General features: G+C 67.0%; 19 protein-coding genes, 1 other RNA gene, 2 pseudogenes and 1 riboswitch. Of the genes and pseudogenes, 18 read left to right on the forward strand and 4 right to left on the reverse strand.

Annotated features, from left to right (window positions below; all coding sequences use genetic code 11):
* Positions 1-33: 33 nt before the first annotated feature.
* From pncB to O8I58_RS15350, 3 genes and pseudogenes are all read left to right on the forward strand, one after another.
* Positions 34-1,222: pseudogene (gene pncB, locus O8I58_RS15340) on the forward strand (nicotinate phosphoribosyltransferase).
* The gene (gene def / locus O8I58_RS15345) at positions 1,219-1,746 is read left to right on the forward strand and encodes a peptide deformylase (RefSeq protein ID WP_298317915.1); all 528 of its coding nucleotides are present in this window, start codon (positions 1,219-1,221) and stop codon (positions 1,744-1,746) included. Before pncB ends, def begins: the two are co-directional and overlap by 4 nt.
* Before the next feature lie 250 nt (positions 1,747-1,996).
* Positions 1,997-2,455 carry a DUF2501 domain-containing protein gene (locus O8I58_RS15350; protein ID WP_298317917.1) on the forward strand — a complete coding sequence of 153 codons (459 nt, stop codon included), beginning with the start codon at positions 1,997-1,999 and terminating at the stop codon, positions 2,453-2,455.
* A gap of 144 nt (positions 2,456-2,599) precedes the next feature.
* Here the strand turns inward: O8I58_RS15350 and ettA are convergent.
* Positions 2,600-4,262 (reverse strand): annotated as a pseudogene (gene ettA, locus O8I58_RS15355) (energy-dependent translational throttle protein EttA).
* Between the two features lie 235 nt (positions 4,263-4,497).
* Here ettA and O8I58_RS15360 point away from each other — a divergent pair.
* The 10 genes from O8I58_RS15360 to thiL all read left to right on the forward strand — a co-directional run bounded on the left by O8I58_RS15360 (position 4,498) and on the right by thiL (position 12,626).
* Positions 4,498-4,920: an RcnB family protein gene (locus O8I58_RS15360; protein WP_298317919.1), complete on the forward strand. Its 423-nt coding sequence runs from the start codon at positions 4,498-4,500 to the stop codon at positions 4,918-4,920.
* A 219-nt stretch (positions 4,921-5,139) separates the two neighbouring features.
* The gene (gene glyA, locus O8I58_RS15365; RefSeq protein WP_298317923.1) at positions 5,140-6,393 is read left to right on the forward strand and encodes a serine hydroxymethyltransferase; all 1,254 of its coding nucleotides are present in this window, start codon (positions 5,140-5,142) and stop codon (positions 6,391-6,393) included.
* 15 nt (positions 6,394-6,408) lie between these two features.
* A complete protein-coding gene (nrdR, locus tag O8I58_RS15370) occupies positions 6,409-6,942 on the forward strand; it encodes a transcriptional regulator NrdR (RefSeq protein ID WP_298317926.1) in 534 nt (177 codons plus the stop codon).
* A gap of 12 nt (positions 6,943-6,954) precedes the next feature.
* Positions 6,955-7,431 carry a GNAT family N-acetyltransferase gene (locus O8I58_RS15375; protein ID WP_298317929.1) on the forward strand — a complete coding sequence of 159 codons (477 nt, stop codon included), beginning with the start codon at positions 6,955-6,957 and terminating at the stop codon, positions 7,429-7,431.
* A complete protein-coding gene (ribD, locus tag O8I58_RS15380) occupies positions 7,424-8,518 on the forward strand; it encodes a bifunctional diaminohydroxyphosphoribosylaminopyrimidine deaminase/5-amino-6-(5-phosphoribosylamino)uracil reductase RibD (protein WP_298317931.1) in 1,095 nt (364 codons plus the stop codon). Before O8I58_RS15375 ends, ribD begins: the two co-directional genes overlap by 8 nt.
* Before the next feature lie 93 nt (positions 8,519-8,611).
* Positions 8,612-8,800: riboswitch (FMN riboswitch) on the forward strand.
* Positions 8,801-8,955: 155 nt separating this feature from the next.
* Entirely contained in the window at positions 8,956-9,561 is a 606-nt protein-coding gene (locus tag O8I58_RS15385) for a riboflavin synthase (RefSeq protein ID WP_298317934.1), read from the forward strand.
* The gene (gene ribB / locus O8I58_RS15390; RefSeq protein ID WP_298317937.1) at positions 9,558-10,679 is read left to right on the forward strand and encodes a 3,4-dihydroxy-2-butanone-4-phosphate synthase; all 1,122 of its coding nucleotides are present in this window, start codon (positions 9,558-9,560) and stop codon (positions 10,677-10,679) included. The genes O8I58_RS15385 and ribB overlap by 4 nt, the downstream gene beginning before the upstream one ends.
* A gap of 31 nt (positions 10,680-10,710) precedes the next feature.
* The gene (gene ribH / locus O8I58_RS15395) at positions 10,711-11,178 is read left to right on the forward strand and encodes a 6,7-dimethyl-8-ribityllumazine synthase (protein WP_298317940.1); all 468 of its coding nucleotides are present in this window, start codon (positions 10,711-10,713) and stop codon (positions 11,176-11,178) included.
* Positions 11,175-11,642 carry a transcription antitermination factor NusB gene (nusB, locus tag O8I58_RS15400; RefSeq protein ID WP_298317943.1) on the forward strand — a complete coding sequence of 156 codons (468 nt, stop codon included), beginning with the start codon at positions 11,175-11,177 and terminating at the stop codon, positions 11,640-11,642. The genes ribH and nusB overlap by 4 nt, the downstream gene beginning before the upstream one ends.
* 6 nt (positions 11,643-11,648) lie before the next feature.
* The gene (gene thiL / locus O8I58_RS15405; RefSeq protein WP_298317945.1) at positions 11,649-12,626 is read left to right on the forward strand and encodes a thiamine-phosphate kinase; all 978 of its coding nucleotides are present in this window, start codon (positions 11,649-11,651) and stop codon (positions 12,624-12,626) included.
* A gap of 130 nt (positions 12,627-12,756) precedes the next feature.
* On the opposite strand, the gene O8I58_RS15410 is transcribed toward thiL, so the two are convergent.
* Positions 12,757-13,143, reverse strand: coding sequence for a YraN family protein (locus O8I58_RS15410; protein WP_298317947.1), 387 nt, complete (start codon positions 13,141-13,143; stop codon positions 12,757-12,759).
* Positions 13,144-13,151: 8 nt separating this feature from the next.
* Complete coding sequence (locus O8I58_RS15415) at positions 13,152-14,714, reverse strand: penicillin-binding protein activator (protein ID WP_298317949.1); 1,563 nt, start codon at positions 14,712-14,714, stop codon at positions 13,152-13,154.
* A gap of 69 nt (positions 14,715-14,783) precedes the next feature.
* Here O8I58_RS15415 and rsmI point away from each other — a divergent pair, with 69 nt between their 5' ends.
* Positions 14,784-15,602: a 16S rRNA (cytidine(1402)-2'-O)-methyltransferase gene (gene rsmI, locus O8I58_RS15420; protein ID WP_298317952.1), complete on the forward strand. Its 819-nt coding sequence runs from the start codon at positions 14,784-14,786 to the stop codon at positions 15,600-15,602.
* 53 nt (positions 15,603-15,655) lie between these two features.
* Positions 15,656-16,012: RNase P RNA component class A (gene rnpB / locus O8I58_RS15425), an RNA gene on the forward strand.
* A gap of 47 nt (positions 16,013-16,059) precedes the next feature.
* On the opposite strand, the gene O8I58_RS15430 is transcribed toward rnpB, so the two are convergent.
* Positions 16,060-16,830, reverse strand: a complete 771-nt coding sequence (locus O8I58_RS15430; protein WP_298323049.1) for an NRDE family protein — start codon at positions 16,828-16,830, stop codon at positions 16,060-16,062.
* 329 nt (positions 16,831-17,159) lie between these two features.
* Between O8I58_RS15430 and mraZ the strand changes: the two genes are divergently transcribed.
* Genes mraZ through ftsL form a run of 3 tightly spaced genes read left to right on the forward strand, consistent with a single transcriptional unit; the run spans position 17,160 to position 18,819 of the window.
* Positions 17,160-17,606 (forward strand): division/cell wall cluster transcriptional repressor MraZ, encoded by a 447-nt coding sequence (gene mraZ / locus O8I58_RS15435; protein WP_298317954.1) that lies wholly within the window; start codon positions 17,160-17,162, stop codon positions 17,604-17,606.
* 14 nt (positions 17,607-17,620) lie between these two features.
* A complete protein-coding gene (rsmH, locus tag O8I58_RS15440) occupies positions 17,621-18,559 on the forward strand; it encodes a 16S rRNA (cytosine(1402)-N(4))-methyltransferase RsmH (protein ID WP_298317956.1) in 939 nt (312 codons plus the stop codon).
* Positions 18,556-18,819 (forward strand): cell division protein FtsL, encoded by a 264-nt coding sequence (gene ftsL, locus O8I58_RS15445; RefSeq protein ID WP_298317959.1) that lies wholly within the window; start codon positions 18,556-18,558, stop codon positions 18,817-18,819. The genes rsmH and ftsL overlap by 4 nt, the downstream gene beginning before the upstream one ends.
* Positions 18,820-18,883 lie beyond the last annotated feature (64 nt).

Below are 18,883 nucleotides of genomic sequence, written 5' to 3' on the forward strand. Positions count from 1 at the left end.
GCCGGTGACAGGGGCGGCGCGCATAATGCGGGCATGATCATTCCCTCGCTGCTCGACACCGATCTGTACAAGTTCACGATGATGCAGGCGGTGCTGCACCAATATCCTGCCGCGCAGGTGCAGTACCGGTTCAAGTGCCGCACGCCGGGCATTGACCTGGCCACGCATATCGGCCGGATCTCCGACGAGATCGATGCGCTGTGCACGCTGCGTTTCAGTGCCGGGCGAGCTGGATTACCTGCGCTCCCTGCGCTTCGTCAAACCGGATTTCGTCGACTTCCTGGGACTGTTCCACTTCGACCGCAAGTACGTGACGCTCACGGCCTCGACCGAGGTGCCCGGCGAGATCGAACTGGAGATCGAAGGCCCCTGGCTGCATACGATCCTGTTCGAAGTGCCGCTGCTGGCGATTATCAACGAGGTCTATTTCGACGCGCTGGGGCAGGGCGATGTGGAGGAGGGCGTGCGCCGGCTCGATGCCAAGATCGAACGCCTGCGTGCGATCCCCGATGCGGCGGGCTGCGCGATTGCCGATTACGGCACGCGCCGACGCTATTCGCGTGCCTGGCATGGCCGGATGCTGCCGCGCCTGCGCGATGGACTGGGCGCGCAGTTCGTCGGCACCAGCAACGTCCACTTCGCCCGCGAGTACGGCATGACGCCGCTGGGCACGATGGCGCACGAGTGGCTGCAGGCATTCCAGGCATTGGGCCCGCGCCTGCGCGATTCGCAGGGCGCGGCGCTGGAAGCCTGGGCGCGTGAGTACCGCGGCGACCTGGGCATTGCCCTGAGCGATGTGGTCGGTACCGATGCCTTCCTGCGCGACTACGACATGTATTTCTGCAAGCTGTTCGATGGCCTGCGGCATGACTCGGGCGATCCCTTCGCCTGGGGCGAGCGCATGCTGGCGCACCTGGCGGCCAACCGCGCCGACCCCAGCGCCAAGGCGCTGGTCTTCAGCGACGGCCTGGACGTGGACAAGATCGAGCGGCTGTACGCGCATTTCCACGGGCGCTGCAAGCTGGCCTTCGGCATCGGCACCAACCTGACCAATGACCTGGGGCCCAAGGCGCTCAACATCGTCATCAAGATGACCCGCTGCAACGGCCAGCCCGTGGCGAAGCTGTCCGACTCACCCGGCAAGAGCATGTGCGACGATCCGGGCTATGTCCGTTATCTGCGGCAGGTCTTCGGCCTGCCACTTGAGGAGGCGATCGCATGATCCGCGACATCGTGAGAATGGGTGAGCCGGTGCTGCTGCAACTGGCCGAACCGGTCGAGCATTTCGCCACCGGCGAGCTGCGCGACCTGGTCGATGACATGTTCCAGACCATGGAACTGGCCAACGGCGTGGGCCTGGCCGCGCCGCAGGTGGCGGTGAGCAAGCGGGTGATCGTGTTCGGTTTCGACCAGAATCCGCGTTATCCCGATGCCCCGGCGGTGCCGCGCACCGCATTATTCAATCCGGTGATCGAACCGCTGTCCGATGAATTGGAGGACGGCTGGGAAGGCTGCCTGTCCATTCCCGGCCTGCGTGCGGTGATCCCGCGTTTCAAGCGCATTCGCTACACCGGTTGGAATGCGGAAGGGCAGCGCGTGGACCAGATCGCTGAAGGCTTCCATGCACGGGTCGTCCAGCACGAGGTCGATCACCTGGATGGGATCCTCTATCCGTCGCGGATCAAGGATTTCAGCACGTTCGGGTTTACCGACGTGCTGTTCCCGGACATCGGTACAGGCCGGTAGTGCAAGCCTGCTTGGCTGCCTTCCGGCCAGGTTGCAGAGGAAGGCCGCGGGCCAGGGTTTTGTAAAGCCGAGCCAGCTCGGCTGCTTTTCCGCCAGCCCTTCGGGGGGAGTCTGCCAGCAGGGCAAGCCCTGCCCGACAGGCGGCATCCGTCCCTGCCGGTTGACCCTTCCGGGCCTCGACTTACCGGCCACGCCGGTTCTGCTAGCCTGCGGCCTTTCGTGCTGGATGGGAGTTGGGCCGATGCGACAGATGAAACGAAGTGCGTTGGTGGCGCTGGTACTGGCATCGCTGGGCGTGGCTGCCGCGAGCCAGGCACAGGACTTGGGCAAGCTGTTGAAGAAGGAAGGCGGGCAGGCCTCGTCGCAGACCGAGGGCAGCTCGTCCGGCGGCCTGGCTTCGATGCTCGGCGGGTCGGCCATGCCTGCGCTGAGTGGCGACAATGCCGGTAGTGCCGCGGGCGTGCTGCAGTACTGCGTCAAGCGCAAGTACCTGAGTGCCGATGCAGTGACTTCGGTCAAGGACAAGCTGTTGTCCAAGTACAACGTTGGCGGTGACAAGCCGGCCACCGAATCGGCGGATTACAAGAGCGGCACGATGGGCCTGCTCAAAGGCGATGGTGGCAAGTCGTTCAACCTGGACTCGGTGTCAGGCAAGGTGAAGGACAAGGCCTGCGATTACGTGCTGGACAATGCGACCAAGCTGATCTGACGCGTGATGCCTGGACCACGAAAAAGCCCCGCGAAAGCGGGGCTTTTTGTTGGCTTCATGCAAAGCCAGGTCACTGGACCCCCGCTTGCGCGGGGGTGACGGCTTGGCAAGGGTGCCTGCGCGGAGCGCAGGCACGCCAAGACGTCACTTCAGTGCCTTGAAACGCAGGCGGTGCGGGCCGGCGTCGTCGCCCAGGCGGCGCTTCTTGTCGGCTTCGTATTCACGGTAGTTGCCCTGGAAGAACTCCACGTGCGAGTCGCCCTCGAACGCCAGGATGTGCGTGGCGATGCGATCCAGGAACCAGCGGTCATGGCTGATGACGAAGGTATTGCCGGGGAACTCCAGCAGTGCGTCTTCCAGCGCACGCAGGGTTTCGATGTCCAGGTCGTTGGACGGTTCGTCGAGCAGCAGCACGTTGCCGCCCTGCAGAAGGGTCTTGGCCATGTGCAGGCGGCCGCGCTCACCGCCGGACAGCGAACCCACCAGCTTCTGCTGGTCCTGGCCCTTGAAGTTGAAGCGGCCGATGTAGGCGCGCGACTGGATCTCGATGCCGTTGATGTTGAGGATGTCCAGGCCTCCGGAGATTTCCTGGAACACGTTGTGGTTGCCCACCAGCGCATCGCGGCTCTGGTCCACGTAGGACAGCTGCACGGAGGGGCCGACCACGATCTCGCCGGTATCGGGCTTTTCCTGGCCGGTGATCATCTTGAACAGCGTCGACTTGCCGGCGCCGTTCGGGCCGATGATGCCGACGATGGCGCCGCCGCGGGACCAGGAAGCTCAGTTCGTCGAACAGCAGGCGGTCGCCGAATTTCTTGGAGACATTCTTGAATTCCATCACCGCATTGCCCAGGCGCTCGCCCGGCGGGATGAAGAGTTCGTTGGTCTCGTTGCGCTTCTGGTAATCCACCGACTGCAGTTCTTCCAGGCGGGCCAGACGGGCCTTGCCCTTGGTGCGACCGCCCTTGGCGTTCTGGCGCGACCATTCCAGTTCCTTCTGGATCGCCTTCTGGCGCGACTTTTCCTGGTTGTCTTCCTGCTTCAGGCGGTCTTCCTTCTGCATCAGCCAGTCGGTGTAGTTGCCCTTCCACGGAATGCCGCGGCCGCGATCCAGTTCCAGGATCCACTCGGCGGCGTTGTCCAGGAAGTAGCGGTCATGGGTGACGGCCACCACGGTACCGGTGTAGCGGGCCAGGAACTGCTCCAGCCATTCCACCGACTCGGCATCCAGGTGGTTGGTCGGTTCGTCGAGCAGCAACATGTCCGGCTTCTGCAGCAGCAGGCGGCACAGCGCCACGCGGCGCTTCTCGCCACCGGAGAGCTTGCCGACGACGGCCTCCCATGGTGGCAGGCGCAGCGCGTCGGCGGCGATGTCCAGCTGCTGTTCCAGGGTGCTGGCGTCGCCGGCGGCCAGGATCGCCTCCAGGCGTTCCTGTTCCTTGGCCAACGCGTCGAAGTCGGCGCCTTCCTCGGCATAGGCGTCATACACGCGGTCCAGCGCGGCCTGGGCCTGCAGGACTTCACCCACGCCTTCCTCGACAGCCTCGCGCACCGTGTGCTCGGGATTGAGTTCTGGTTCCTGTGCCAGGTAGCCGACCTTGATGCCGGGCTGCGGGCGTGCTTCGCCTTCGAAATCGCTGTCTACGCCGGCCATGATCCGCAGCACGGTGGACTTGCCCGAGCCGTTCAGGCCCAGCAGGCCGATCTTGGCGCCCGGGAAGAAGCTCAGCGACACGTCTTTCAGGATCTGCCGCTTGGGCGGGACCACCTTGGACACGCGGTTCATGGTGTAGATGTATTGCGACATGCGATCTCCGGCGTAGGACGCAGCCCGCCATCCGCGCCACACATGCAGGCGAAGAGGTCGGTCAAAAGGAATCGCGCATTATAGCGGCCGTGGCCGTGGCATCGATACGCGGGCATGAAACTGAACAGGGGGAGATCCCCGGCATTAACGGAACTTTTGTAAACCGCTTCCAGCCAGTTTCCATTCACCGGCGCGGCGCATCATCTGCCTCGTGACACCCTGTTACGGAGACGCCATGAAGCGCACGATTCTTACCCTGCTGAGCATTCCCGTCCTTGCCATGTCGCTGGCGGCAGCGCCGGCCATGGCCGATGACCGGGACCACCACGACCGCGGCCGCCACGGTCATGACGATCGCCATGATCGCCACGACAACCGTCGGGACGACCGCCGTGACGGTTATCGCCGCCCGGTGGTGGTGGAGCGCAACTATTACCGCCCGGGTCCGCCGCCGCGCGTCTACCGCCCTTACGGGTATGAGCGTGGCTACCGCTACAACAACTACTACGGCGGCCGCACCTACGTGATCAACGATTACGACCGTTATCACGTGCGCCACCCACCGCGCGGCTACCACTGGGTCCGCGACGATCGCGGCAACCTGATCATGGTCGCCATCGCCACCGGCATCATCACCGACCTGCTGCTGAACCATTGATCCGCCGGTGATTGCACAGACAAGGCGCCTCCTTCCGGGAGGCGCCTTTTTTCGTACATACGCAGGCGTGTCCTGTGACCCGGAAGGCAGTTTCCAGCGCTGGAATGGGCCGATTGGTGGGAAAACGCCCGGAAGGCTTACAATCCGCAACCCCGTTGGCCCCGCGGCTGCAACGTCGCGGCGCCAACCCGATCTGTCCAAGAGCCTCCCGGAGACCTGATGTTCCCGCGCGACGTCCGTATCGAAAGCTATGACCCCGAACTGGCCAAGGCCATCGCCGCCGAAGCCCAGCGCCAGGAAGACCACGTCGAGCTGATCGCCAGCGAGAACTACACCAGCCCGGCGGTCATGGAGGCCCAGGGCAGCCAGCTGACCAACAAGTACGCCGAGGGCTATCCGGGCAAGCGCTACTACGGTGGCTGCGAATTCGTGGACATCGCCGAGAAGCTGGCGATCGACCGCCTGAAGGAACTGTTCGGCGCCGATTACGCCAACGTGCAGCCGCATTCGGGCTCGCAGGCCAACCAGGCCGTGTACTTCGCCCTGCTGCAGCCGGGCGACACCATCCTGGGCATGTCGCTGGCCCACGGTGGCCACCTGACCCACGGCGCCAAGGTCAACGCCTCGGGCAAGCTGTTCAACGCCATCCAGTACGGCGTAAATGAAGCCGGCCTGATCGACTACGACGAAGTCGAGCGCCTGGCGCTGGAGCACAAGCCGAAGATGGTCGTGGCCGGCTTCAGTGCCTATTCGCAGGTGGTGGACTGGGCGCGCTTCCGCGCCATCGCCGACAAGGTCGGTGCCTACCTGTTCGTGGACATGGCGCACGTGGCCGGTTTGGTCGCCGCTGGCGTGTATCCGAGCCCGCTGGACCATGCGCATGTGGTCACCTCGACCACCCACAAGACCCTGCGCGGACCGCGCGGCGGCATCATCATCGCCAAGGGGGCCGGCGAAGAGATCGAGAAGAAGCTGCAGTCGATCGTGTTCCCCGGCATCCAGGGCGGTCCGCTGATGCACGTCATCGCGGCCAAGGCCGTGGCCTTCAAGGAAGCGCTGGAGCCGGGCTTCAAGACCTACCAGGCCCAGGTGGTGAAGAACGCCCAGGCGATGGCCAGCACGCTGATCGCGCGCGGCTACAAGATTGTCTCCGGCGGCACCCAGAACCACCTGATGCTGGTCGACATGATCGGCAAGGATGTCTCGGGCAAGGAAGCGGAGGCGGCGCTGGGCAAGGCCCATATCACGGTCAACAAGAATGCGGTGCCCAATGACCCGCGCTCGCCGTTCGTGACCTCGGGCCTGCGCCTGGGCACGCCGGCCATCACCACCCGCGGGTACCTGGAGGCCGACACGATCGAACTGGCCAACTGGATCGCCGACGTGCTGGATGCACCGGGCGACGAGACGGTGATCGGCAGGGTGCGCGAGGCGGTGACCGCCCAGTGCAAGAAGTTCCCGGTCTACGGCTGAGCAGGGCGCCCTGAGATGCATTGCCCCTTCTGTCAGAACAACGACACCCGCGTGATCGATTCGCGGGTGTCCGAAGACGGGGCAACCATCCGCCGGCGGCGTGAGTGCGAAGCCTGCGGCGAGCGTTTCAGCACGCTGGAAACCATCGAGCTGAAACTGCCGGCCGTGATCAAGTCCGACGGTCGCCGCGACGTCTTCGACGCGCGCAAGCTGCGCCAGAGTTTCGACCGCGCCCTGCACAAGCGCGCGGTGTCCGAAGAGCAGATCGAGGCCTCGGTCCGCGCGGTGGTCCAGCAGCTGCGCCGCACGACGGAACGCGAACTGCCTTCGCGCCGGGTCGGCGAGTTCGTCATGGCCGAACTGCGCAAGCTCGACCACGTGGCCTTCGTGCGCTATGCCTCGGTCTATCGCAGCTTCGAAGACGTGGCCGATTTCCGCGAGGAACTCGACCGCCTGGAACGCGATCTGCCGGGCGAAGACCAGCTGCCGCTCCTGGGTGGCGACGTGCTGGCGTTCGGCAAGCCGGGCGAAAAGACCAAGAAGCGCTGACCTGCGCCGCACGTGCAGATCGTACCGCTCTGCGAGCACTCCCAGCACCTGACATCGCTGGCCCGGGCGCACCTGCAGGCCTTCGGCGGGCTGCTGCCTGACTGGACGCTGGCGCAGGCGCGGGCCGAACTGGCTTCGCACGACACGCCGGAGGCATTGCCCACCACCTGGATCGCACTGGACGGTGAGGACTGGGTCGGCTCGGTCAGCCTGCTGGTCAACGACGATCCGCGCATCGACCAATACACGCCGTGGCTGGCGTCGCTGTACGTGCGGCCCGACGCGCGCGCTGCCGGCACGGGCGCGTCGCTGGTGCGGCATTGCGTGCAGGCCGCGGCCAAACTGCACATTCCCCGCCTGCACCTGTACTGCCAGGATGCGCTGGTGCCGTACTACACGCGGCTGGACTGGCAGCCGCACGACCGCCTGCCGCTGGGGCCACTGCATGTGGTCGTGATGGCCATTGAACCGGGAAATCCCCATGTCTGAGTTTTCCGCCACCGACCACGCCCACATGGCCCGCGCGTTGCGCCTGGCCGAACACGGCGCCTGGACCACGCGCCCCAATCCGATGGTGGGCTGCGTAATCGCCCGCGGCGACCAGGTCGTCGGCGAAGGCTTCCACCAGTACGCCGGCCAGCCGCATGCCGAGGTGTTCGCCCTGCGCCAGGCCGGCGAGCAAGCACGGGGTGCGACTGCCTACGTGACCCTGGAGCCGTGCGCGCATACCGGTCGCACCGGTCCCTGTGCGAAAGCGCTGGTGGCCGCTGGCGTGACCCGCGTGGTTGCCGCGATGCGCGACCCGTTTCCGCAGGTGGACGGCGCCGGTTTCGAGATTCTGCAGGCGGCCGGCATCGCCGTGCAGGTTGGCTTGCTGGAAGCCCAGGTGCGCGAGCTCAACCGCGGCTTCATCTCGCACGTGGTGCGCGGCCGGCCGTGGGTGCGGGTGAAGCTGGGCGCCAGCGTCGATGGGCGCACCGCGATGGCCAGCGGTGAATCCAAATGGATCACCGGCGCGGCGGCGCGGGCCGACGTGCAACGCTGGCGCGCGCGTTCGGGCGCCATCCTGACCGGCGCGCGCACGGTGATCGCCGACGATCCTTCGCTGACCGCGCGTCCTGAAGAAGACCAGCCGTTCCTGCCGCCGTTGCGTGTGGTGCTGGACCCGACGCTGTCCAGCCTGGCCCACACCCGCGTGCAGGAAGGCGAGGCGCCCACCCTGTACCTGCATGGTCCGATGCCCGGCCGGATCAGCGACCACGACAACGTCCGCTACCAGGAAATCCCGATGCACGACGGCCGCGCCGACCTGCGTGGCGTGCTGGCGGCCCTGGCCCAGCAGCGCATCTGCGAAGTGCAGGTCGAAGCCGGTGCCACCCTGTCCGGCGCGCTGCTGGCCGCGGGCCTGGTCGACGAACTGCTGCTGTACGTCGCCCCCACGCTGCTGGGCGACGGCGCGCGTCCACTGCTGTCGCACCTGAATATCGCGGCCCTGGCCGAACAGCAGCGCCTGCGTGTGGTGGATGAACGCCGCATCGGCACCGACCTGCGCCTGCTGCTGCGCCCGGCCGACTGAGCCGGGTCAGCGCATCGGCGGCGCAACGCTCCGGTCCGTGGGTGGGTCTGTGCTGGCTGGTAGAATGCCCATCGCCGGTTCGCCGGCATTCGTAAACGTCTTCAGGGCGGGGTGAGATTCCCCACCGGCGGTAGGTGCGGCAGTGATGCCTGCGCAAGCCCGCGAGCGCTTCGGCCGGCATGTTGCATCGCCATCGAAGGTCAGCAGATCCGGTCAGATGCCGGAGCCGACGGTTGGTGCGCTTCCGGGCGCGCCAGAGAGTCCGGATGAAAGAAGACGGCCCGCATCACGACCTGCATCGGTCGTGCGCGTGCCATTGCCTTGTGGCGTTTTTCGCTCTGACTTTTTGCGAGAAACGTAGCCATGCACCAGATGTCCCTGTTCTACCCGCGCACGCTCTGCCGTGCGCCTGTCGCCTCCACCGTGGAGGTGCGCTGATGTTCACCGGCATCATTGAAGGCGTGGGCCGCCTGGCCGCCGCCACGCCGCTGGGCGGCGATACCCGCTTCACCTTCGACACCGGCACCTTGCCCTTCAGCGAGGTCCAGCTGGGCGAGAGCATCGCCTGTAACGGCGTGTGCCTGACCGTGATCGCCTTCGATGCATCCAGCTTCCAGGCCGATGCCTCGACCGAAACCCTGTCGCTGACCACGCTTGGTGCACTCAAGCCCGGCGCGCTGCTCAATTTGGAGCGTGCGATGCGCCCGACCGATCGCCTGGGCGGGCATCTGGTCAGTGGCCACGTCGATGGCCTGGGCAGCGTGGTGTCCGTGCACGACGATGCACGCGCCCAGCGCTGGCGTTTTTCCGCACCCGCCGCGCTGCTCAAGTACATCGCCAAGAAGGGCTCGATCTGCGTCGATGGCGTCAGCCTGACGGTCAACGAAGTCGATGCCGAAGGCTTCGAAGTCGCGCTGATCCCGCACACCGTCAGCCACACCGCCTTCGCCACCACCGGGGTCGGCGATGCGGTGAACCTGGAAATCGACCTGGTGGCACGCTACGTCGAACGCCTGCTGGGCGCACGTGGAGACGCCGCATGAACTTCGCCCCCGTCCCCGAGATCCTGGAAGACATCCGCCTGGGCCGCATGGTGGTCATCGTCGATGACGAAGACCGTGAGAACGAAGGCGACCTGATCATGGCGGCCGAGCTGGTCAAGCCGTCGGACATCAATTTCATGGTCACCCATGGCCGCGGCCTGGTCTGCCTGCCGCTGACTCGCGAGCGTGCCAGGCAGTTGGGCCTGGCGCCGATGGTCCAGTCCAACACCGCGCAGTTCCAGACCAACTTCACCGTCAGCATCGAAGCGGCCGAAGGCGTGACCACCGGCATTTCCGCCCATGACCGCGCCCACACCATCCGCACCGCGGTCCAGCCGGACGCCAAGCCGACCGACCTGCACCAACCGGGCCACATCTTCCCGCTGATCGCGCAGCCCGGCGGGGTACTGACCCGCGCCGGCCACACCGAAGCTGGTGCCGACCTGGCGATGCTGGCTGGCCTGGAACCGGCCGCGGTGCTGGTCGAAATCCTCAATCCCGATGGCTCGATGGCGCGTCGCCCGGAGCTGGAAGTGTTCGCCCGCGAGCATGGCCTGAAGATGGGCTCCATCGCCGACCTGATCGCCCACCGCCTGGCCACCGAGCACACGGTCGAGCGCCTGGACGAGCGCGAGATCGACACCGAGTTCGGTCCGTTCAATCTGGTCACTTACCGTGACCGGATCGCCAACGACCTGCATTTCGCCCTGGTCTGCGGTACCCCGGATGCCGCCACGCCCACCCTGGTGCGGGTCCAGGTCGAAAACCCGCTGGCTGACCTGCTGCACTGGCGACGCGACGATTTCGGCGTGGCCGCCACCGATGCCCTGCGTGCGATTGCCGCCGAAGGGCAGGGCGTGATGGTAGTGCTGTCCGCGCCGCGCGATAGCGACGCCCTGCTGGCGCGCCTGCGCAAGGAAACGGTGGTGCGTCCGCCCGGCAAGGACAAGGACGTGGGCCAGTGGCGGCGCAACGGCGCCGGCGCGCAGATCCTGTCGGATCTGGGCCTGGGTAAGCTGCGCGTGCTGGGCACGCCGCGCCGCCAGGTGGGCCTGTCCGGGTTCGGCCTGGAGGTCGTGGAAACCCTCGCCGCGGCCGATCCGGCCGCCACGCGCTAAACTGGCCGACCTTTTCAGGCTGTACCGACGGATGACCCACTACGAAGGCGACCTGCGTGCGATCGACGGCGCGCGGTACGCGATCATCGCCAGCCGCTGGAACGCGCGCATCACCGATGCGCTGGTGGCCGGTGCCCGCAAGGAACTGGCCAGCAACGGCGTGCCCGAAGCGCAGGTGGACGTGATCCGCGTCCCCGGCGCCTGGGAAATCCCGCTGGTGGCTGCGCGCCTGGCCGCAGCCGGCAAGCATGCCGCGCTGCTGGCGCTGGGTTGCGTGATTCGCGGCGACACCCGCCATTACGAGCATGTGGCCGATGGCTGTTCCGAAGGCCTGATGCGCGTGCAGCTGGAGTTCCGCATCCCGGTGCTCAATGGCGTGCTGGCCGTGGAAGCGGCCGAGGATGCTGAGGCACGCGCCGGTGGCAGCCACGGCAACAAGGGTGAGGAAGTCGCGCTGGCCGCGGTCGAACTGGTCAATCTGCTGGAGAAACTGCCATGAACCGTCCCGGACCGCGTCGCGGTGATGGCGTCGATCCCGTCCTGCGCGCCCGTGCGCGTCGTCGTGCGCTGCAGGCCGTCTACGCCTGGCAGATGGCTGGCGGCACGACCCAGGGCGTGATCGCCCAGTTCGCCCACGAGCAGGCCCACGAAGTGGCCGACCTGGAATATTTCGAGGACCTGGTGCGCGGCGTGATGGCGCATGCCAACGAACTGGACGAAGCCCTGCTGCCGCATCTGGACCGCAACGTGGCCGAGGTCGACCAGATCGAACGCGCGGTGCTGCGCATCGCAGCCTACGAACTGCGTCACCGCGTCGACGTGCCGTACCGCGTGGTCATCAACGAAGCCATCGAGACCGCCAAGCGCTTCGGTGCCGAACACGGCCACACCTACGTCAACGGCGTGCTGGACCGCGCTGCGCTCGATTGGCGCTCGGCCGAGGCCAACGCGCGCAGCCGCTGACGCTGCGTGTCTGCTGACGTGGCCGGCGGCATTGCTGCATCCGGCGAATTCGATCTGATCGCGCGCATCCGTGCGCGCATTGCATCGCGCGACGACGTGGCGCTGGGCATCGGCGACGATGCCGCGCTGATGACCGTCCCGGCGGGCCTGCAGCTGGTGGTCACCGCCGACACGCTCAATGCCGGCGTGCATTTTCCCGCTGACACCGCGCCGACCGACATCGGCTGGAAGGCGCTGGCGGTGAACCTGTCTGACCTAGCGGCGATGGGGGCCCAGCCTGCCTGGTGCACGCTGTCGCTGTCATTGCCGAATTCGGACCCGCGTTGGATCGATGGCTTCATCGATGGTTTTCTTGCGTTGGCAGCGCTGCATGGCGTGCAGCTGGTCGGCGGCGATACCACGCGCGGGCCACTGTCGATCGCGGTGACCGCGATGGGGCATATCGAAGCCGGCCATGCGCTGCGTCGCGACGGCGCCCGCGTCGGCGACGATGTCTGGGTGACCGGTACGCTGGGCGATGCCGCCGCGGCACTGCAATCGCTGTTCTCCGGTGCGGCGGTCGAGCGTTCGCTGCGTGCGCGGCTGGACCGGCCGACGCCGCGTGTGGAGGTTGGCCGCGCGCTGGTCGGACTGGCGAGCGCCTGCGTCGATCTGTCAGACGGGTTGCTGGCCGACCTGGGCCACCTGTGCGCGCGCAGTGGCATCGGCGCGGAAGTCGATCTCGCATTGCTGCCGGTATCGCGTGCATTGGCGCGCTTCAAGCCCGAGGTGCGCTGGGCCTGGCAGGCCAGCGGCGGCGATGACTACGAACTGTGCTTCACCGCCTCGCCGCAACGCGTAGAACAGGTGCAGCAGGCACTGGATTTCGCCGGCGTTGCCGGTACGCGGATCGGTCGCATCGTGGCGGGGCAGGGCGTGCAGGCGTTGGCGGCCGATGGCGCGCCTTGGCGCGCGCCGCGCGACGGATACGATCATTTCGCCTGAGTGGCGGTCTTCGTAACCCGGGCAAGCGAAGCGCACCCGGGATGCGGGAGAATGACGGCGGCCGGTTTTCCCCGAGAGCGCTTCACCCCGGGTGCGCTTCGCTTACCCGGGCTACGAAAACTTCTGGCGTCTACGCTTCATCCGCCCGAAACGCATCGCGCAGCCAGTTGATCTCGGGCTTGGCCGGATCGCCTTGTGCTTCGACCACATCGAAGCGGCACGGGCTGTTGGCCCATTGCGGGTTTTGCGCCAGGAATAGCTGCGCGGCATGGATCAGTTTGCGGCGTTTGGCGGTGTCGACGGAGGCCGCGCCGCCGCCGAATGCATGCGATGCGCGATAGCGCACTTCCACGAACACCAGGCAGGCCCCGCCACGGGCGGTTGGGTCCAGCATCACCAGGTCGAGTTCGCCGCCGCGGAAGCGGACGTTGGCGGCGATGAACGTCAGGCCGCCGCGCTCCAGCATCGCGCGGGCGGCGGCTTCGGCCGCGTCACCGCGCGTCTGCCGCTCAGCCATTCAGGCGCTCAGCCACCGCCGGAGATCGGCACCGGCATGCCGCCGCTGAAGGTCGCCCATGCCGGCGCACGCAGCACCGTGCCGAAGCCGTCCAGGGTCAGCGTGCCGGTCGCGCCACGCAGCTCGGCGCTGGTGCCTTCGGTCAGCTTCTGCATGTAGGCGCTGAGCTGCCAGGCGTCATAGCCGAAGGCGAACAGGCGCGCCGCGCCGCCGCGGGCGGTGGGCAGCGTGGCGGCGATGGTGGCCTGCGATGGCAAGCCCTTCACGCCGCTCGCCGACCAGCTTTCGGTCGGATAGATCACGCCGTCCAGCACGTTGTCCTCTTCCGGCTTGCCGGTGCCCTGGATCAGCAGCGAGGTGCCAACGCGGGTCTTGCCGCCCAGTCCTGCCAACGCAAGCTGCGGGGTCAGCGCACGCGCAGTGGAGCCGCGCACGGCCAGGAAGATCGCGTCGACATTCTTGGCAGCCGCGGCGACCAGCGGCGCGGAGACGTCCGCCGGTGCGTCGCCGACGGTCAGGATGTCGGCCACCGCGCCGCCGCCTTCGGTGAAGCGCTTGCGGAACGCATCAGCGGCGCGGCGGCCGTTGTCATCGTTGCCGCCAATGACCAGCACGCGCTTGCGCTCCAGCTTCAGCAGGTAATCGGCGACGCTGACGCCTTCGGCTTCCGGCGCCAGCGAGAAGCTGGCCGCGCCATCGGGCACTTCGGATTCACCCTTGTTGAGCGCCAGCACGGGCACGCTCAGGGTGTTCTGGTGGAAGATCGCATCGACCTGCTCGCGGCCCAGCGGGCCGACCACCATTTCGGCGCCATCGGCCACCGCGCGCGCATAGGCGTTGGTGGCATCGGCCGGGGTGCTGGCGGTGTCGTAGAAGCGGATTTCCGGGCGGCGACGGGTCTCGCCGTAGTAGCCGGCCAGCAGGCCATCGCGGACAGGTGCAGCGGCGGTGGCCATCGGCCCGGACAGCGGTAGCAGTACGGCCAGCTTCAACGGCGGGCGATAGCCGTCACGGTCGGCCGGCGGGCGGCCGTTCGCATCGAAATGCCACTTGCTGCCACGGTCGAACGGGCGCGGCAGCGGCAGGCCGCGTTCCAGCATGGCGTTGCCGGCCAGCGGATATAGCGGATCGCCGACCGGCAGGCCCGTGGTTTCGCGGGTCAGCGTGGCGTTATCCAGGCTGCCCAGCAGTTCCTGGATCTTGCGGGTGTTCTCGCTCAGGGCCTGGCCTTTCAGCCCGGCACGCTGTGCGGCCAACTGGCTGGCCTGGGCGAAGGCGGCATTCTGTTCGGCGCGTGACGTCGTGCCGCCGCCGACCTGGGTGGTGGCGCAGCCGGCCAGGAACAGGGCCAGCAGGGCTGAGAGCCCGAGAAGAAATCGCCCGCCTGCTGCGACTGCCGCCGAATGCCCGTAGCGGCGGCGTGCGGAGCGAAAACCGCGGTCATTTGGCTCACCAAACTCCCTTGTTTTCGCTCCGCACGCCTTGCCACGGACGCCCGGCGACACCCTCGCGACGGCGTTCGAATTCTTCTCGGGCTCTGAGGCGAGCAGCGGAGCGGAGCGCTTATCCATGGGCGGTTCGAAGGCGGTGACGGAGGAACGGGCTAGGATTCTACCCTTTGCCGCATGAGCACCCTTTCCATGGCCGTCCCCACCCTCCACGTCGTCGCCACGCCGATCGGCAACCTGTCCGATCTCACCCCGCGGGCGCTGGAGACCCTGCGCACGGTCGATGCGATCTGCGCCGAGGACACTCGCCGCACCGGCCAGCTGCTCTCGCATTTCGGTGTCTCGACCCCGCTGGTCGCCCTGCACGAGCACAACGAGGACGCCATCGCCTCGCGCATCGTCGCCCGCCTGCAGGACGGCCAGTCGCTGGCGCTGGTGTCCGACGCCGGCACGCCACTGGTGTCCGACCCGGGCTATCGGCTGGTGCGCGCGGTGCGCGCGGCCGGGATCAAGGTCAGCCCGGTGCCGGGCGCCTGTGCGGCGATTGCGGCGCTCAGCGTGGCGGGGTTGCCGAGCGATCGCTTCGTGTTCGAAGGGTTCCTGCCCGCCAAGGCCTCGGCCCGGCGCGAACAGCTGCGCGCGCTGGCGGCCGAGCCGCGCACGCTGGTGTTCTATGAATCCTCGCACCGCATCGCCGAATCGCTGGCCGACCTGGTTGCCGCGTTCGGGCCGGAGCGGCCGGCGGCAATGGGGCGCGAGCTGACCAAGCTGTTCGAAACCGTGCTGGATGGCCCGCTTTCCTCGTTGCTGCAACGCGTGGAAGCCGACGAAAACCAGCGCAAGGGCGAGTTCGTGGTAATGGTCCAGGGCGCTGGAGACGATGCCGATGCGCAGCTGGTCGAAGGCCGCCGCGTCCACGCCCTGCTCAAGGAACACCTGCCGCCGTCCACCGCGGCAAAACTGGCGGCCGACATCACCGGTGCCCCGCGCAAGGCGCTCTATGGCAACTGAGCATTGACCCATTCGGTCGGCGAGGGTGCGCTTCGCGTAGAATTCGCAACGGCGGAGTCGGCTGGACAGTCGCGTCATTCGAAAGAATGCCGAGGAAAGTCCGGGCTCCACAGGGCACGGTGCCAGGTAACGCCTGGGCGGCGCGAGCCGACGGCCAGTGCAACAGAAAGATACCGCCGATGGCCGTACCTTCGGGTGCGGATCAGGTAAGGGTGAAATGGTGCGGTAAGAGCGCACCGCGAGTCTGGTAACAGACCGGCACGGTAAACCCCACCGGGAGCAAGACCGAATAGGGACCTCATGGCGCTGCCCGCGTCGGGTCCGGGTAGGTTGCTTGAGCGTATCGGTGACGATGCGCCTAGAGGAATGACTGTCCACGACAGAACCCGGCTTACAGGCCGGCTCCGCCACTGTCTTTCGCAGAACCCCGTGCCTGACCGGCGCGGGGTTCTGTTTTTCAGCCGGCTGGAAGCGCGATGCACGTTTGCCCATCGAAGCGGCCGTCCGGCCCGAACCGGCGCTCGGCGATCCATCCGGCGCCGTCGCGGTCGATCGCGATCAGGGTGCTGGCGCGGGTGCCGTAACGTGCGTCCTTGATGAAGGTGGAGGACAGGCGGCGTTCCAGGTCCAGCGGCACGCCGGTGCTGGGCAGGTCCGCATCTGCGGCTTGGTGATCGTCGGCCAGCGCCTGCCACAGGTCGGCGGGGTCTTCGGCCGGGCCCTGCAGCCAGTGCTCCAGCGCGGCGCATAGCTGGCGGGTCTTCGGCCAGGGGTCGTCGAACGGGCCGTTGGAGATGCCGTGGATGCCGGCGGGCACCGCGCGCCGGGTCGGCGTGGGCCAGTTGCCGACGTAGTGGCACTGGCTGCCATCGGCCAGCAGCAGGTTGAAGGGCGCGAAACGGCCGGCCTGTGCGTGCAGCGCTTCGGCGGCATCGCCAGGTGCGGCTTCACCGCCCAGAAACCCGGCGACCAATGCGCCGCGCGAGGGTGCGCCCGGCGGTGCGGCCAGGCCGGGGTCGCGGACGTTGGTGACCACCGCGACCCGACCGGCGCGGCCGATGCCGGCCCAGCTGCCGCCTGATTGCAGGTCGCGGCCGGCGATCACGCCCGGGGCATCGGTCCAGGCGGCCAGGGTGGCGGTCGGGCGGGCGTGAAATTCGTCACGGTTTCCCGCCAGCAGCAACCGCCAGCGGGGATGGGCTTTCCAGGCAAGGGCGACCAGGCACATGGCGGCCATTGTCGGTGGCTTTTGCGCATCCGGTCATGGCCGATCCGATCCGGAGCATCCCGTGACGGCCGTCACTTCACATCTTCTATACGCGCCTGAATTTCGGATCAATCTCAAAATTTGAGACGAAACAGCAACTTGTGGATAAGGTTTGAACAAGTCTCTGAAGTTTGCTGCAAGCCATTGATCCGGCAGGCGATTTCCCTGCTTGCCAGTTGTTGACAACCTTTCGGCCGATGCTAATGTGGGCGCTAGCGGGAAAACAGGGGTTTCCGTGGGTTTTCGTGGTTCAATGATCACTGCTTGCAGCATTTCGAAGGAAGAGGGACGTGTTCCAGGGCGAAACCGCCATCACGGTTGACGACAAGGGCAGGTTGGCGGTTCCCACCGTCTACCGCGACCTCATTGCGCGTGAGTGTGGCAATCGCCTGGTGCTGACCTACAACCCGTTCGAAGCTGGTTCGTTGTGGCTCTACCCGCAGGCGGCCTGGGAGCGTGTCCGTGACGACGTCATGGCCATGCCCAACGTCAAGAAGAACGTGCGGATGCTGCAGCAGAAGCTGGTCGGTTCGGCTGAATTCCTGGAGCCGGACGGCAACAGTCGCGTGACCATTCCGTCGAGCCATCGCAGTGCGGTCGGCATCGAGAAAAAGGCCGTGCTGCTGGGCATGCACGACAAGTTTGAACTCTGGAGCGAGCAGGCGCACCGCGCGCAGATCCAGCAGACGTTGTCTGACGAGGATCTGGGCGAGGAACTGCTCGGACTCAGGCTGTGACGGTGGGTGCCCGGATGCGCCCCGACGCGCAGCCCGGCCACCTCCCGGTGATGTTCGCGCAGTGCATGGAAGGCCTGCAGGTGAAGGTGGACGGCACATACCTGGACGGCACGCTCGGTCGCGGCGGTCATGCGCGCGGCGTGCTCGAACAACTCGGCCCGGGAGGTCGGCTGCTGTTGATGGACAAGGACCCCGAAGCGATCGTCCACGCGCATGCCGTTTTCGACGGCGATGCGCGCGTGTCGGTGTATCGCGGCAGCTTCGCCGAGATCGCGCAGTGGGATGCCACCGCTGATGGCCTGGATGGGGTGCTGCTGGACCTGGGCGTGTCCTCGCCACAGCTGGACGTGGCCGAACGCGGATTCTCCTTCAGCAAGGACGGCCCGCTGGACATGCGCATGGATCCGGATAGCGGCGAAAGCGCGGCGCAGTGGCTGGCGCGCGCGGACGATGCCGAGATCGCCGATGTGCTGTTCAAGTATGGCGACGAGCGCATGAGCCGGCGCATCGCCCGCGCCATCGTGGCCCGTCGGGTCGAGACGCCGCTGCTGCGCACCGCGCAGCTGGCCGACTTGATCTCCAGTGTGATGCCGCGCGGCAAGGACAAGATCCACCCGGCCACGCGCAGCTTCCAGGCGATCCGCATCCACATCAACCGCGAGCTGTCCGACCTGGAAACGGGCCTGGACGCGGCGATGGCGCGGCTGAAGGTTGGCGGCCGGCTGGCGGTGATCAGCTTCCATTCGCTGGAAGACCGCATCGTCAAGCGCTTCATCGCCCAGCATGCCAAGGCGCCGGCCGGGAATCGCCGCCTGCCGGTGGCGCAGGACTTCACGCCGTCGTTGAAGATCATCAATGACGCAGCGCGTGCCGAGCCCGATGAAACGGCCAGCAATCCGCGCGCCCGTAGCGCCGTATTGCGCGTGGCCGAAAAATTGCGGGGTGCGGCATGACCCGCGTGCTGCTGGTGATCGTGATCGTGGCCTGCATCGCCAGCGCGATCGGCGTGGTGTACGCGCGCCACCAGCATCGGGTGCTGTTCGTGCAGCTCAACAAGTTGGACCGCGAGCGCGACGAGTTGAACATCGAGTTCGGCCGCCTGCAGCTGGAGCAGGCCACGGTGGCCGAGAGCACGCGCGTGGAGCAGATCGCACGTGACCGGATCGGCATGAAGTCGCCCGAATCGGCCGATGTCGTGGTGATCCGCCCATGAACCTGCGCGACGCCATCAACCGGGTGCTGGGACGCGACGGCGAGCGCAAGGGCGCGCTGCCGCG

This window comes from Pseudoxanthomonas sp. (genome assembly GCF_027498035.1).
Lineage (GTDB): Bacteria > Pseudomonadota > Gammaproteobacteria > Xanthomonadales > Xanthomonadaceae > Pseudoxanthomonas_A.

What these genes read in the sequence shown, in the direction of transcription:
- def (WP_298317915.1), top strand. Translation starts at nt 1,219, where the DNA reads ATGATCCGCGACATCGTGAGAATGGGTGAGCCGGTGCTGCTGCAACTG.
- O8I58_RS15350 (WP_298317917.1), top strand. Translation starts at nt 1,997, where the DNA reads ATGAAACGAAGTGCGTTGGTGGCGCTGGTACTGGCATCGCTGGGCGTG.
- O8I58_RS15360 (WP_298317919.1), top strand. Translation starts at nt 4,498, where the DNA reads ATGAAGCGCACGATTCTTACCCTGCTGAGCATTCCCGTCCTTGCCATG.
- glyA (WP_298317923.1), top strand. Translation starts at nt 5,140, where the DNA reads ATGTTCCCGCGCGACGTCCGTATCGAAAGCTATGACCCCGAACTGGCC.
- nrdR (WP_298317926.1), top strand. Translation starts at nt 6,409, where the DNA reads ATGCATTGCCCCTTCTGTCAGAACAACGACACCCGCGTGATCGATTCG.
- ribD (WP_298317931.1), top strand. Translation starts at nt 7,424, where the DNA reads ATGTCTGAGTTTTCCGCCACCGACCACGCCCACATGGCCCGCGCGTTG.
- O8I58_RS15385 (WP_298317934.1), top strand. Translation starts at nt 8,956, where the DNA reads ATGTTCACCGGCATCATTGAAGGCGTGGGCCGCCTGGCCGCCGCCACG.
- ribB (WP_298317937.1), top strand. Translation starts at nt 9,558, where the DNA reads ATGAACTTCGCCCCCGTCCCCGAGATCCTGGAAGACATCCGCCTGGGC.
- ribH (WP_298317940.1), top strand. Translation starts at nt 10,711, where the DNA reads ATGACCCACTACGAAGGCGACCTGCGTGCGATCGACGGCGCGCGGTAC.
- nusB (WP_298317943.1), top strand. Translation starts at nt 11,175, where the DNA reads ATGAACCGTCCCGGACCGCGTCGCGGTGATGGCGTCGATCCCGTCCTG.
- O8I58_RS15410 (WP_298317947.1), bottom strand. Translation starts at nt 13,143, where the DNA reads ATGGCTGAGCGGCAGACGCGCGGTGACGCGGCCGAAGCCGCCGCCCGC.
- O8I58_RS15415 (WP_298317949.1), bottom strand. Translation starts at nt 14,714, where the DNA reads ATGGATAAGCGCTCCGCTCCGCTGCTCGCCTCAGAGCCCGAGAAGAAT.
- rsmI (WP_298317952.1), top strand. Translation starts at nt 14,784, where the DNA reads ATGGCCGTCCCCACCCTCCACGTCGTCGCCACGCCGATCGGCAACCTG.
- O8I58_RS15430 (WP_298323049.1), bottom strand. Translation starts at nt 16,830, where the DNA reads ATGTGCCTGGTCGCCCTTGCCTGGAAAGCCCATCCCCGCTGGCGGTTG.
- rsmH (WP_298317956.1), top strand. Translation starts at nt 17,621, where the DNA reads ATGCGCCCCGACGCGCAGCCCGGCCACCTCCCGGTGATGTTCGCGCAG.
- ftsL (WP_298317959.1), top strand. Translation starts at nt 18,556, where the DNA reads ATGACCCGCGTGCTGCTGGTGATCGTGATCGTGGCCTGCATCGCCAGC.